13 protein-coding genes are annotated in these 13,958 nt (G+C 40.0%); 10 read left to right on the plus strand and 3 right to left on the minus strand.

Going from position 1 to position 13,958, the window contains the following annotated elements:
- The first annotated feature begins 100 nt into the window (after positions 1–100).
- From NU887_RS03775 to NU887_RS03815, 9 genes are all read left to right on the plus strand, one after another.
- On the plus strand, positions 101–295 hold the full coding sequence (locus NU887_RS03775; RefSeq protein ID WP_258422013.1) for a hypothetical protein: 195 nt from the start codon (positions 101–103) through the stop codon (positions 293–295).
- Between the two features lie 209 nt (positions 296–504).
- Positions 505–1,149, plus strand: coding sequence for a SatD family protein (locus NU887_RS03780; protein WP_258422014.1), 645 nt, complete (start codon positions 505–507; stop codon positions 1,147–1,149).
- Positions 1,146–1,868 (plus strand): DUF3307 domain-containing protein, encoded by a 723-nt coding sequence (locus NU887_RS03785; protein ID WP_258422015.1) that lies wholly within the window; start codon positions 1,146–1,148, stop codon positions 1,866–1,868. Before NU887_RS03780 ends, NU887_RS03785 begins: the two co-directional genes overlap by 4 nt.
- Positions 1,865–2,671, plus strand: a complete 807-nt coding sequence (locus tag NU887_RS03790) for a metallophosphoesterase family protein (RefSeq protein ID WP_258422016.1) — start codon at positions 1,865–1,867, stop codon at positions 2,669–2,671. The genes NU887_RS03785 and NU887_RS03790 overlap by 4 nt, the downstream gene beginning before the upstream one ends.
- 228 nt (positions 2,672–2,899) lie before the next feature.
- The gene (locus tag NU887_RS03795; RefSeq protein ID WP_258422017.1) at positions 2,900–5,077 is read left to right on the plus strand and encodes a carbohydrate binding family 9 domain-containing protein; all 2,178 of its coding nucleotides are present in this window, start codon (positions 2,900–2,902) and stop codon (positions 5,075–5,077) included.
- 38 nt (positions 5,078–5,115) lie between these two features.
- Positions 5,116–5,397 (plus strand): hypothetical protein, encoded by a 282-nt coding sequence (locus NU887_RS03800; protein ID WP_258422018.1) that lies wholly within the window; start codon positions 5,116–5,118, stop codon positions 5,395–5,397.
- Between the two features lie 160 nt (positions 5,398–5,557).
- Positions 5,558–7,399, plus strand: a complete 1,842-nt coding sequence (locus NU887_RS03805) for a hypothetical protein (protein ID WP_258422019.1) — start codon at positions 5,558–5,560, stop codon at positions 7,397–7,399.
- A 92-nt stretch (positions 7,400–7,491) separates the two neighbouring features.
- Complete coding sequence (locus tag NU887_RS03810; protein WP_258422020.1) at positions 7,492–7,749, plus strand: VF530 family protein; 258 nt, start codon at positions 7,492–7,494, stop codon at positions 7,747–7,749.
- Between the two features lie 409 nt (positions 7,750–8,158).
- On the plus strand, positions 8,159–8,371 hold the full coding sequence (locus NU887_RS03815; RefSeq protein ID WP_258422021.1) for a hypothetical protein: 213 nt from the start codon (positions 8,159–8,161) through the stop codon (positions 8,369–8,371).
- Between the two features lie 234 nt (positions 8,372–8,605).
- Here the strand turns inward: NU887_RS03815 and NU887_RS03820 are convergent, their stop codons facing one another.
- Positions 8,606–9,439, minus strand: coding sequence for a sialate O-acetylesterase (locus tag NU887_RS03820; RefSeq protein WP_258422022.1), 834 nt, complete (start codon positions 9,437–9,439; stop codon positions 8,606–8,608).
- A gap of 245 nt (positions 9,440–9,684) precedes the next feature.
- Between NU887_RS03820 and NU887_RS03825 the strand changes: the two genes are divergently transcribed.
- Positions 9,685–11,619: an SMP-30/gluconolactonase/LRE family protein gene (locus NU887_RS03825; protein ID WP_258422023.1), complete on the plus strand. Its 1,935-nt coding sequence runs from the start codon at positions 9,685–9,687 to the stop codon at positions 11,617–11,619.
- 158 nt (positions 11,620–11,777) lie between these two features.
- Here the strand turns inward: NU887_RS03825 and NU887_RS03830 are convergent, their stop codons facing one another.
- The gene (locus NU887_RS03830) at positions 11,778–12,698 is read right to left on the minus strand and encodes an RraA family protein (protein ID WP_258422024.1); all 921 of its coding nucleotides are present in this window, start codon (positions 12,696–12,698) and stop codon (positions 11,778–11,780) included.
- Between the two features lie 40 nt (positions 12,699–12,738).
- Complete coding sequence (locus tag NU887_RS03835; protein WP_258422025.1) at positions 12,739–13,953, minus strand: cupin domain-containing protein; 1,215 nt, start codon at positions 13,951–13,953, stop codon at positions 12,739–12,741.
- Positions 13,954–13,958 lie beyond the last annotated feature (5 nt).

Below are 13,958 nucleotides of genomic sequence, written 5' to 3' on the forward strand. Positions count from 1 at the left end.
GTTTAAAGGATGGAATTATCAGCTCACTTCAAAACCAAAGAATATGTAATGCTTTCCATTCTTTAAATCTTTAAATTGAACAGTATTAACAAAACAAAACATGAAAATAATAGGGGTTATTTTGGCAGTTCTAGGGGGAATAGGAACACTCGTATTTGGGATGCAGGCGATGCAGGATTCGGAAAGTTTTAAATTATTTGGGATGGATATTGCTGTGAGTACTGCCAATTGGACACCTGTAATTATCAGCCTCGCAATGTTGGTAATTGGAGTAATCATGTCTAGAAGTAAATAATTCCTTTCTGCTAAGTCCTGCCCAAGACATAGGATTTGAAATAAATATTCATTTCTTGGGAATTGGGATTTGGCAATTTTTCAAGATGGATCAGTAAACCATTCACCTCGCCTTACTTTTTGGATAAATCTACTTATTTATCAATAAATTTAAATATCTATTAATTAGATGATATTTTGAAATATCGATTAAATAATAGATATTTGTTTATGCTTGCCGTCATCACAGGAGATATCGTAGATTCGAGAAAGTTAGCCAATCAACAAGATTGGTACCTTCCTTTGGAATCATTGTTCAATTCATGGGGGCCCAAAAATGAAACTTGGGAGATTTTCCGCGGGGACAGTTTCCAAGTCGAAATCTCAGATTCATTGGAGGCGCTTAAAAAAGCAATGTTTATCAAGGCTACATTAAAATCCATCAAATCCCAAAGCCAACAGAAAAGAACTGCCCCCGTAGACGTAAGGATGGCTATTGGTATAGGAGAGAGGGAACAAAATGCCGAAAGCCTTGGCATGCGAACAGGTTCTGCTTATATCAATTCGGGTGAAGCATTTGAGCAATTGAGAACAAAGGAACAGAACTTATTGGTCAAAACCCCATGGGAAGATTTTGACAAAGAAATGAACCTGATGCTCAAGCTAGCTTTGATTATCATGGACAACTGGTCTAATAATTCGGCAGAAATAATGAAAATTATCTTGGAAAGACCTGGTTTAAAACAAGTAGAAATCGGGGAAATCCTTGGAATTGAACAGAACTCAGTAAGTGCAAGATTGAGAAGGGCATATCATTCCGAAATGCTGGAACTACACGATCTTTATAGAGAAAAACTAAAGAGACTGATGCCATGATCATTTTTATCAAAATCCTGTTAGCCCATATTTTGGGAGATTTTTTGCTCCAACCCAAGTCTTGGGTAATTGAAAAGGAAAAGAGAAAGGCAGTTTCTCCAAAATTATATTTCCATGTCCTGATTCATGGGATTTTGGTCATGGTTTTTTTGTGGGACTTTCAATATTGGCTTTTGGCTTTGTTGGTTTTGATTTCACATTTTTTGATTGATTGGGCAAAACTGGAATTCCAGACTAAGAAAAGTAAGACAGCTTGGTTTATAGCTGACCAAATTCTGCATGTAGCTGTGCTTATAAGTCTTGCCCTTATCTGGGATTATCCTCAAACGGACCGGCTGTGGAAGATTGAAGAATTCCCTGTTTGGACAGTGGTCACAGTTGTGAGTTTTCTGAGCTTTGGAGTTCCTGTGATAATGAATGCCTTATTGGAACCTTGGTCTTCCAAAATCGCTGATGGCCCAAAAAATTCCCTTCCCAATGCAGGGAAATATATAGGGATATTGGAAAGACTTTTGGTGTTTGTTTTTATCCTCACTGACCATTGGGAGGGCGTAGGATTTTTGATCGCTGCCAAATCCGTTTTTAGGTTTGGTGACCTGAAAGAATCCAAAGACAGAAAGTTGACCGAATATATCCTGATCGGAACTTTGCTGAGTTTTGCCATGGCAATAATCACGGCTTTGGCTTGCATATACCTGATAAAAATCTTCTCACCATGAACAGACGGCCTTTCCTTAAAAAATTGACTTTAGCAACTTCTGCTGTTTCGGCGCTGCCTTTTTTTGCTTTTGGAAAAATGGATTTTCCTGAAAATAACAGCTTAAAGTTTATCATTGCTTCCGATGGACATTATGGACAGCCAAATACGGATTTTGAAGGAATTCATACAAGACTGATAGAGGCCGTTAATGGTGAAAAGGACGTGGATTTTGTCGTATTCAATGGAGATCTTATCCACGATGATCCGGCTTTGATGCCAAAAGTCAAAGCAGTTTACGACACATTGAAAGTGCCTTACTTTCCGGTCAAAGGAAATCATGACCGGGTTTCAGAGGCTGAATGGAACCGGATTTGGGGTATTCCTGCTGATTTTGCCTTTAAAGTAAAAGGAAATTATGGAATGATTTTGGCCAATAGTTCCAATGAGGAAGGAGATTACCTTTGTGCAAATACCGAGTTTCTTAAATTCAAATTAGAAGAGTTCAAAGATCTATCCCATGTATTTTTATTCATCCATATTTCCCAAAATGACTGGACAAAACATGGTGTTTCCTGCGGAGAGGTATTGGAACTGATAGCAGCATACCCAAACGTCAAAGCCATATTTCATGGCCATGACCATGATGTGGACGGCATCATGTTCAACAGTAAAAAACCCTATTTATGGTCGGGACATTTTGGGGGAAGTTGGGGATCGCCTCATCCGGGATATCGGGTTTGCGAAGTAGGGGAAGATGGGAAAGTGGTCACTTATCTCAAAGCAATGAAAGATGGCTTGATATTAAGCCGGCATACGCTTTGAATCCATACCGAAAAAGTAAAATCAATTTAAGGGTGTAATAGTGTGATTTTGTCAAAAATTCACAAGGCTTGTTTCAAATATTACTGATTTTTAAGTCGACATTTCCATTTTTCTCAAACTGATAATTACCCATCCTTAACAATTACTCCAACCTTAGAAAAAGAATTGTTTAAATTCCTTGGGGCTTAGAATACTTTCGCATTGCTCGCCTATATTTCCCCAAAATCCATGAAAAAAGCCATTTTGATGGTCTTAATTTGCTTTGGTCTAATATCCATCTCTTTTTCCCAAAAAATCAATGATGCATATCGGCTGAATATCCGCAAGACCACAGACCCCATTGTGATCGATGGGGTATTGGATGAGGTATCGTGGAATGAGGCAGAAGTGGCGACTGATTTTTTTATGATTACTCCCATGGACACGAGCTACGCTGATGTCAGGACGGATGTCAGGATGGCCTATGATGACAAACACCTTTACTTGATTGTCGTCAATTACCACGCCATGGAAGGACCATATATGGTAGAGTCTCTCAGACGGGATTTCAGTTTTGGGAAAAACGACAACTTCCTGCTCTTTATGGATCCTTTTGATGATCAAATCAACGGCTTTTCTTTTGGAGCCAATGCAGCAGGTGCACAATGGGACGGCATCATGTACGATGGCGGAAAGGTGGACTTGAGTTGGGACAATAAGTGGGAATCCAAAGTAAAAAATTATGAGGATAGGTGGGTTTTTGAAGCTTCCATTCCATTCAAATCTATCCGATATAAATCAGGAATTAAGGAATGGGGGATCAATTTTAGCCGGCTTGATCTAAAGACAACAGAAAAATCAGGTTGGGCACCTGTACCCCGCCAATTCCCATCGGCCTCTCTTGCCTATACAGGTATTCTTGTATGGGACAATCCCCCTCCTGCAGCAGGTCCCAATATTTCTGTAATTCCTTATGGATTGGGAGGTCTTTCCCAAAACCGGAAAGAAGGGGAAGATCCAGTTTACAGAAACTCTTTTGGGATGGACGCCAAAATCGGTTTAGGGTCTGCCCTTAACCTTGATCTGACTGTCAATCCTGATTTTTCACAGGTGGAAGTAGACAAGCAGGTTACCAATCTTGACAGATTTGAGCTCTTTTTCCCTGAGAGGAGGCAGTTTTTTCTTGAAAATGGAGACCTCTTTGCCAACTTCGGATATGAAACCATTCGGCCTTTTTTCTCAAGGAGAATCGGTCTGAAAGCACCCATTCAGGCGGGTGCCCGGCTCAGTGGCAAATTGAACAAAGACTGGAGGATAGGCGCCATGACCATGCAAACAGGGCAGGTGGAAGAGGAAAACCTCGATGCACAGAATTTTTCGGTTCTCACCTTACAGCGCAGGGTATTGGCAAGATCAAACTTGAGTGCGATCGTTGTCACCAGGCAGGCAGGTATGTTTACACCTCCTTTACCGGAGGATTCGGTTTCCACTTCCGAATATGACCGAAATGTAGGACTTGAATTCAATTATGCATCCTCTAATAACCTTTGGACAGGAAAAGCCTTTGTGTTGAAGTCGTTCAACCCCATGACCGGTGGCGACGGCCTTGTCTATGCTGCAAACCTGAGGTATACAAGCGGGAATCTTTACTGGAATCTCCAGCATGAATATGTCTCTGAAAATTATACTGCCGAAGTGGGTTATGTCCCAAGGACAGGTTTCTACAAGATTAATCCTCTTGTTGGGTACCTGTTTTTTCCGGAAAGCAAAAAGATTCTCAGCCATGGACCTGAATTCAGTACCAAATCATTTTTTGATACCAAAATGAATCAGACTGACAATGAGACCTATGTGTCATATAAGGTGAGGTTCAGGACCCAAAGTGTCTTTACCACTTGGTTTGCACATGATTATATCAAGCTACTTAAGCCATTTGATCCTACAAACCTTGGAGGAGAAAAACTGCAAGCGGGTACTGAACATCAGTGGTTTGCTTGGGGAACTGAATTTACCTCCAAGCCTCAAAGCATTTTTACCTATGCTTTTGTGAGTAGGCTAGGTGGATATTATGCCGATGGAAACAGGTACAATGTCAGTGGGGAATTGGGTTATAGGTTCCAGCCCTATTTCAGTATGACTTTGAATGCCAATTACAATGAAATCCATTTAACTGAACCTTGGGGAATCACCACATTTTGGCTTGTAGGACCCAGATTAGATTTGACCCTGACCAATAAATTCTTTGTTACAGCATTTGTTCAGTACAATGAACAGGTAGATAACATCAATCTCAACACCAGAGTACAGTGGAGATTCAAACCCGCCTCAGATATCTTTCTTGTATTTACTGATAATTATCTTCCCGCTCCTTTTTTTGCAAAAGACAGGTCTGTGGTGCTTAAATTCACTTATTGGTGGAATATTTAATTAAGTTTGTACAGCCCAACTAAAATTGTGATATCGTTATGTTACAAAAAGTATTCAAATCTGTGATTCTTTCTTGGCTCTTATTGATGTTTTTTTGCCTTATTGGAGGTGTCCCAAACAATGAAAATGACCTTCAGATTATACTTCCTATGATCATGGTACCTGCAGCAGGGGGAATTTCAGGTTTTGTATTTCACCTTATTGACAGATCTCGATCCAAAAGCAATATCAAACCGTATTTATTGACGGCTATAAAGGCGATGGTGTTTATTATTTTAGTGGGTGGAGCATTTTTCCTTGGAATGAACGGACATGATTGAATCCTGATATTCACTACCTTTTCTATTGTTTATTTGATATTGAAACTCAAAAATCAAATAAAGTTTCTTATCAAATTAATCTATTGGATGAATAGACCAACTTATATTGGTGGTAAAGTGATATAGGCTTATTATATTTAATGCAAAACCTAACGCAACTTTGCCAAAACTCGAAAGATTTAAATTTTTTCTAAGAAACTCACGCAGGATATTGACACCTGAGCGGTTTGCATTGGCATCAGTTTGGGTGCAATTGATAGCGATTTTTCTAACAAGTGCTGTCATTATCATTGTTTTTTCTCCATTTGTGGGAGACTTGCCTTTGACATACAAGATTTTTGCTGATCCTTCTTATTACTCTGATGCCAAAGGTCCTGTCCCCATCGCTTCAGGACTGATCCTTGTTTTATTGGGACTTGTTTTATTTTCTTTCATCATTTCGGTTTTGTCAGCTGCATTGATCAAATTAATCGATAATATCAAAAGTGGCTCTTTGCCCTACAAAGGCACCGGACATACTGTTTTTATCAATTACAACATCAAACTTCCTTTAATCCTCGATCAATTTAATTTAAGGGCAAAGGAAAAAGGATCGATTGAAAATGTCGTTCTTCTTTTTTCTGATAACAATATAGTGTCCTCTTTCAGGACTTTGCTCGACAAAGACCGATGGGGAAATCTTGATATTTTTATAAGACAGGGAAATCCACTAGCATTTCAAACCTACGAAAAGCTGTCAATTACAAATGCCTTAGGGATCGTTATTTTATTGCCAGAAAGGGAAGGGGATGATTTTGCAGCAGATAATTTTAACCTCAAAATCCTAACAACCCTTACAAATAATCAAACTTTTTTTAAGTACCTATCTGACAGGCAAGGTTCAAGACACCCTGTCAAATGCTCAATCGAATTGTCAAACAGTCCAGACAGCAGGGAAATTGCTTTGGAACTGACTTCCCATGGCGCAGGAGCCTTATTTGCAGTCATCACACCGGGAGATGTCATCGGCAGCATTTTGGCAAGGGCTAAAGTGGATGTAGTTTACTATAAGGCCTTTTTTGAAATTTTGTCATTTGATGGATCCACCATTCATTTTGTTGACCCTAGAAGGTTTTTGGATAAAGGAGATTTTGGAGGGATGTATTATGAGCAGCTGTTGTTCAGTTTTGAGGGTGGGACCTTGCTGGGTTTTTCTGGTGTCAACAAAGAAGGAGGCTTTGAAATGAGCCTTTGCCCATTTGGAGAAACTGCAAAATCTACAGATTGGATGTTGTTTTTAACCAAAAACATCAAAGATCTCCAATATAAATCTTTGACATCTAAACCATTGTTTGTCAAAAACGAAGCAATCATCCCACCCAAAGAGGCTGCGAGTAAAAAAATCTGTGTGGTAGGCAATGCATGGCCCCTGGGAAACATTGATGATTTTATGGATGTGTCCAGCTTGGCCTCTTTAGAGGAATCACATTTTGTGTTTGAGGAACCTTCAGAATATTTCATGCCTGCTTTTCTCCAAGGTCTCCATGAAGTCGATTATGATAATATAATCATCAATCTTGATGATGAACAGGGATTTAGGCTGACTATGTTATTGGTTTCTAAAAACCGAAATGACAAGAGCTTTATGACCAAAATTGTCACGATTCTCGGTGATCCAGTGACTGAACAGCTTCTCAATACCAATGTTCTGAAAAGCAATACAGTGCTTTCCCACAAACTTGCGGCAAGGTATATCGCACAGATTTCTTTTCAGAAAAATCTCGATAGGTTATTTACCGAACTTGCTTTTGCAGAAGGAGCGGAGTTCAATCTTTTGGAGGTAGGTAAGCATATCCCTGCAGATCTTTTGGTAGATTTAAGTGAGTTGAAGAAAATGTTGGCCGCTCACAAAATGGTCTATATCGGCACAGTGGACAATGAAAAAAATGTTTTTTTGGAGGCTTCTTCTTTTTCAGATACAAAGCAGATTCTTGTTTTGAGCTTTGGGGAAATTGTCGATTGACCTATCTGCAGCACCAATCGCTAATTTTCGGTTTTCCTGACTAAAAATCAGGAGGTTTGTATGCGGAACCTTTTTACAATAAATTTGCCTCCATGGAAAAAGAGAATGACTTAAACAGTGCTGAAAAACAGCTAAACAATCCTCTTCATGGCGTCCGTTTGGCAGATATTTTGGATTATTTGGTTAAAAAACACGGATGGGAATACCTTGGCGACAGATTCAATTTCAGATGCTTTACCCATGATCCTTCTGTAAATTCAAGTTTGAAGTTTTTGAGGAAGACAGATTGGGCAAGAAAAAAGGTGGAGGATTTTTATGTCAAATCCATTGAAAGAGAAAGGCGAGGTTAATATTTCGCAACAGAGCAAGCCCACATTTATTTCCGTTGACCCGATTGAAATTATTCTTGTTTAGTAAGCTGTTATTTTTCAGATTTTGACAATCAAAGGATATATTTCAAATTATTTTTAAAAAAAATTAATTTTTTTTCTACTTCCCGAAATAACCAAATTGAGCATTTTAAAAAGTAAAATGCAGATTTTTTGAATCGATTTACAATAATCAAATGATGTAATGGGAAGTGTTTTAATTACTTCATTTTCAGGCATTTTTAACTCAAAGCAAGACGGCCCAAAGAGTTTGTATTTTGATTTTTTTGTCCCATATTAGAATCGAAATAGAGATTTTGATCACCCAATGAACACTTATTTCTTTTCGTTTTCGTATTTGAAGTATTGTTTAATCCCCACCCGAATTGTTATGAAAAATAAAACAAAATTTATTAAAGCAAATTTGTATGCACTGTTTGCAGTCCTTTCGATCCTGACATTTTATGACATGGTCGGGATTGAAATCGGTAAGAATGTTTCATCCATCATTCCAAATGCATTTTTGATGATTGCGCCGCAACTTGGCTTTGTTTGGTATTATTGGAGGTCATACAGCGTAAAAAACAAGAAAGTGTCTGTCTAAACTGACACTTTGGAATTGAAAAGATTAAAGGATTAAATTTTAGTTTAGTACAGGTTTTTGGTTTTTTGGTAATGAACTTTCCATGTTCATTTGATTAAAAGGTTAAATGGTTGCATTTTGGTCTGGGGATTTTTGAGGTTAAGAACTTCAGAAATCCCCGGTTTTTTTTAGTGGTATGGGTCGTTTTTTTCAGTCTTAACCCATTATTTGGAACGGGAGGTTTTTTTCCAAACCTTATTTTCCCAAAATAGAAAGCATTTTTTCACCATATCTTGTTCCTAGTATTCGGTAACCTTCTGCTGAAAAATGGAGACCATCTGAAACTGCAGGGCAGTCTTCAGACGAAATTACAAATGAATTGGGAATATGCCTTGGGAGTGTTTGGATGATGGGGTTCATGCTTGCACATTTACCACCTTGGGCTGCTCCGACCAATTCACCTGCAAGTAAAGGGACTGAGTTTGCTTCCAATCCCAGATCATTAAGTATGTTATCATAAACCCCCTTCACTTTGTTTGGCCATTCCTTGTCGCCGGTATTTGATTCTCCCTGATGCAATAAAATGCCTTTGATCACACCGTCTTTTTGAGCGGATTTGGCAAGTTCCAAAAGTCTGCTGTAAGGATCGCCATCATATTGCGCGATCATGTTTTTCATCCATCCGGGAGCTGTTTCAGCATAGGTTTGGTAATTATCCTTGTCAAACAATTCGATCTTGCAGCCTCCTACAGAGACATTGATGATCCCAACTTTGATGCTGTCAGGTAGACCTGCGATTAAGGTCTTTCCAAAATAATCACCCGGAGTGAGCCCGGTATTGCAGCGGCTGAGTGGAGGAACAGCATGGTACCAATTCCCTTTTTCTCTATGAAGATTTGGGCAATCAACAGCCTGCATGAGCATAAACCTTTCATTGGAGATGGTATCCTGCGGCTCAAACCTCGCATGCCCTTCCATATTGGACTGACCAAAACTCAGGAAGATGTAGAAGTTTGGATCCTGTGCTTGGCTTTTTGTTCCTGTAAATAAGATTGCAATTAGGAATAGAGCTGCTAGTTTTAATTTCATATTATAATGGTTTTGAAATTTTATATCTCAAGGATTTGACTTTGGGGACAGTGGTCTGATTTTAGATCCTGCCAAAAATTAGGCTATTGATTTTATGAAAGTTAATCAACCTTAAGCTATGATAGGTGTGAAAAATTGACCAAATGTCTTCAAAACTTATCCAAGTGGTTTATCCAGAATTTGATTGCCCAAATAATTAAAATATAATGGTTAATTTTTGGATTCTAAATCAACCTATTGAACCCATGAACTTCAAAAGAATTTCGAAATCCATTTTTTGGGGACTGTCAGTCCCTTTGGTATTTGTCATGATGCAATGCACCTCATCTGCTCCTGATTGGGATAGCAAAAACAAAGAACTGATCCATCAATATAACTTGACAGAAAGGAGTCTAAATCTTCCGGAATCAACAGTATCATCAAATCTTGAGGCTGCTCAGCCAACAAAGATTGAAAGCATCGAATCTGTTGAACTTTATCCCGGTGTGATGGCAAAAGTGTTTTGGGGTAGCGGTGCGATGGGAAGTATTGTGGAGCTTCAACCCAATGCAGCCATTCCTGAAGAAATTCTAACTGCCGACAGGATCATGATGGTGATGGAAGGCGAGGTCCAACAACTCATCAATGGCTCTATGAAAGAAATGGTTGCCATTAAGAGACAAGCTCCGGATGGGGTAAATGGAGGAACGCCCAGAGCGGATTTTATTTATTTGGAAAAAGGGAGTAAAAATGCCATTACTGCCGGATCAAATGGTGGCAAGTTGCTAGAAGTCTACAGTCCCTTGCGCTTGGATTATCTCCAAAAAGCCGGTGTAAAAGACCTTCCTGCAGAAATTGTAGACATAGAATCCCCGCAAAACCCAAACCTGAGTCCAAACCAAGTGTATGACCTCTATGACATCCAACTGACTGAATTGGCACCCGGAGCTTTTACGAGATTGATTTCCGGCAAGAACATGTTGCTGAGCTTTATCTCGATGGATCCGGATTCTGTCTTTGGGCATCATAACCATCCCGAAGAGCAAATGATGATGTTACTGAGGGGTTCTGTAAATCAGATATTGTTGGATGAAAAAAAACAGATGGGAATCAATGACCTTGTAAGGATTCCAGGAAATATGGTGCATGGATCTGAAATCGGTGAGCTTGGTGCTGATGTGATGGATATCTTCTGGCCTTCGCGGGCAGATTACATGGAAAAAGAAAAAGAGAAGAAAGCTGCCTTTCATGCCATTATTCCTGAAGATGCAAAGTTGGAATTGCTCATAGATGGGAAGAAAACCCAACCGGAATTGTTTTTTACAGAAGGGCCAAAGTGGATGAATGGCAAAGTCTATTTCTCCAATATGTTTTTTGACAAGGATTTTAATGCAGATCCAAAAAGGAGTTCGACAGTAGAAATGGATCCTTATGGAACTTATCGCAACATCACAGCAGGGAAGATGCAGACCAATGGGCTTTATCCTTATAAAAACGGAAACCTGATCGTCTGCGACATGATGGGACATCAGGTCGTCGAAATGACCATAAAAGGAGAAGTTGTGAGGGTTCTTGCTGATAAATTTGGTGGAAAACCGATCGATGGACCCAATGATGTCATTACGGATTCCAAAGGTGGTTTTTACTTTACTGATCCGCAATTCACCATGGAACCTGAGAAATTTCAACCTGGACGTGCAGTATATTATGTGAACCCAAAAGGTGAAATCTCAAGGATTACCGAACCCAATGAATTTGCCATGCCCAATGGGATTTTGTTAAGTCCTGATGAAAAAACACTTTATATCAACAACTGCTACGACAAAGAATCGTGGTTTCCAGTCCAAAGTGAAAAGGACAATTTCATCTGGGCGTATGATGTGAACGAGGACGGCTCGGTCAGGAATGGGAGGAAGTTTGCAAAAGTATTGCTCAACGGAGAAGTATTGGACAGGAAAGGAAGATCCTCAGGAGCCGATGGCATGGCTATCGACAAAGAAGGTAATGTCTTTGTCGCCACTTACAATGGGGTGCAGATATTTAACAACCATGGTACTTATGTCGGAATGATCAACTTGCCCACTTTTCCTGTCAGTCTTTGCTTTGGGGGTGATGATATGAAGACATTATTTATAGTAAGTTTCAGCAAAGTCTACAAGATCAAGACTAACAAGGAGGGGTATGTGAATTATTTGGAATAAATAATTGAATATAATTTTCAAAAATTGATATTAATGGATACTGGATATTTACCACAGTTGAAACGCTTATTTCTGAATCAATATCTACTTATATCAATTAATATCATTTATAAATATCTATTACATATCCATCAATATCATTTCCAATATCATTCCAATTACCAGGTTCTCTTACTCATCATCTGATCCAATTCTGCGGAAGTCATGGTTCCCAATTCAGGATGCTTTTTGAGCCAAGTCAGGAATGCAGCTTTGATTTCTGGAGTCCATTGGCTGTCGATTTCGCCCGTGCTATAGATACCCTCGCGAACCATTTCGAAACCAAACTGGTCTTTCCTGATGACAAATTCAGCAGTGCTGACAACCTGCTCTGCCATGTGAGCGGGAACAAAAAGGACTCCCTCTATTGTAGCGATTACCAAGTCACCTGGAAGTACAATTGCATTTCCGATTCGGATTGGAGTATTCAATCCCATCAGAACCATTTCCTCTGTAAAAGAAGGATGAAAGTCACGGACAAAAGCATTGAATCCTTTTATATTCCGGATTTCCTGAAGGTCTCTCGCAGCCCCGTCAAATACAACCCCGTTTCCTGATTTACTCAAAATAGAATTGGCCAAAGTAGCTCCCATGATACTTCCTCCTGAGATTTTGCCATAAGCATCTGCTACGTACAAGTCACCTTTGGTGAGGATATCGATTGGCCAAGCATTGGTATTTCCTTTTCTGCCTTGGCTTGCTCCCCGGGCTTTGATGTTTTTTTCTACATCCGGACGGCTTGGCAAATACATGGCCGTCACTGCCCTTCCGGTCATCATTATATCGTTGACTGTTTTCCAGCCTCCTTCATATTGGTTGAGATAGCCTTCGTTTTTCAGAACAGTCCATGCATCATCGACCATGATGTGTTTTGCCCTCTCCAAAAGCTCATCGGAGATCTTTGGCCTGCCATCTGGAAACCGCTCTCCTTTCCATTCAGAGGTAAGGAAAATGATTTCTTCTTTGGAGATAGTTTGGGCCGAAACGGTACTTGTCAATGAGACAATTACCAATGAAAAAAGTACTACATAGAATTTCATAATTAACTTGGTTTATGTTTTTCTTAGAAATGTAAGAATCTCATTTCTGATCATCATCACCCATCACTTCGTAGCCTTTCCATTTGAAACTTGTGGCAAGTCCCGAGGCAGCAGGCCAAGCAATTTGGTGCTGATCGCTCGCAACCCATTTTCTGCGGCTTGCTTCTGTATCAAACTCGATCATGATCTGATAATTGTGGGAGGTCTGTTCAGCCTGGATTTCCTTGGAAATGGTTTCTGGGAAAATTCTCAGCAACTTCGAACTGAGGTAACCCTGCTGCACGGTCATGGCAGGGACATAGATAGAATAATACATTTGTTCAAAGGCCTTTGCATTTTCGGCAGGCACGACAAATTCCATTTGAAGAGCAACAGATTTTGGCTCGACCAATGGTTTTTGGATTGCCAATCCCTTTTGTTTGGAAGGGGCAATACCGATCACCAAAAGCTCAAGGTCTTCTGTTCCGGAATTGGAAAGGGTTAAGCTTTCCCCCAATAAGCCATAAAATGCATCATGGGCTTTGATATTGCCATTTTCGCCGCCCATGGCAATTGATCCGCTTCCTTTGGTTACATAATATACTTCTTCAAAACCTTCCAATTTTCTGCTTATGCCTTTACTCCCGGCAGGAATCACCACATGATCGACATGATTCCAATCTGTGCTGAAAATCTCAGGTCCCAATATCCTTCGATACAAGACATTTTCTCCGGCATAGGCTGGATTGTTTGGTTTCATTTTTTCCTTTTCCAGCCTTCCATTTACAAAAGTCGGGACAGGATCAAGCGTAGCACCAACACGGGTATCTCCAAGGTCAAAGGCATCGGTTTTTCCTTTGGTGCGGCTTACAGCAAAGTTCATCCAGGTCAGGCTTTTGTCAGTGGAATTATAGATCGCATGCGAATCACCCATTTTGCAGGGAACGATTGCAGGGGCTTTGATTTTTGAGGTTTTACCATTGACGGTGAATTCGGCTTCACCATCCAAGATCACAAACATCTCCTCAATCGAATGGTGGAAATGGTGGCCTATCCCTGATTTGGCTTCAATCTTTCCGGCATGGAGATAAAGGAAGTTGGTGGATAGCTCGGTTCTCCCGATCAGTTGGGTAAATCCCATTTTGCCGGCACCTGCGTGCACCCCGGTTAATTCCCGGTATTTGGTAGGATCATTTGGGATGATCCGGTCCTTGAGTGACTGGGCCGAAACCTGAAAAGTCAGGAAAAAGGCAAAAACATAAATAAGTTTTTTCATGGTAT

The organism is Aquiflexum gelatinilyticum (genome assembly GCF_024741135.1).
GTDB lineage: Bacteria > Bacteroidota > Bacteroidia > Cytophagales > Cyclobacteriaceae > Cognataquiflexum > Cognataquiflexum gelatinilyticum.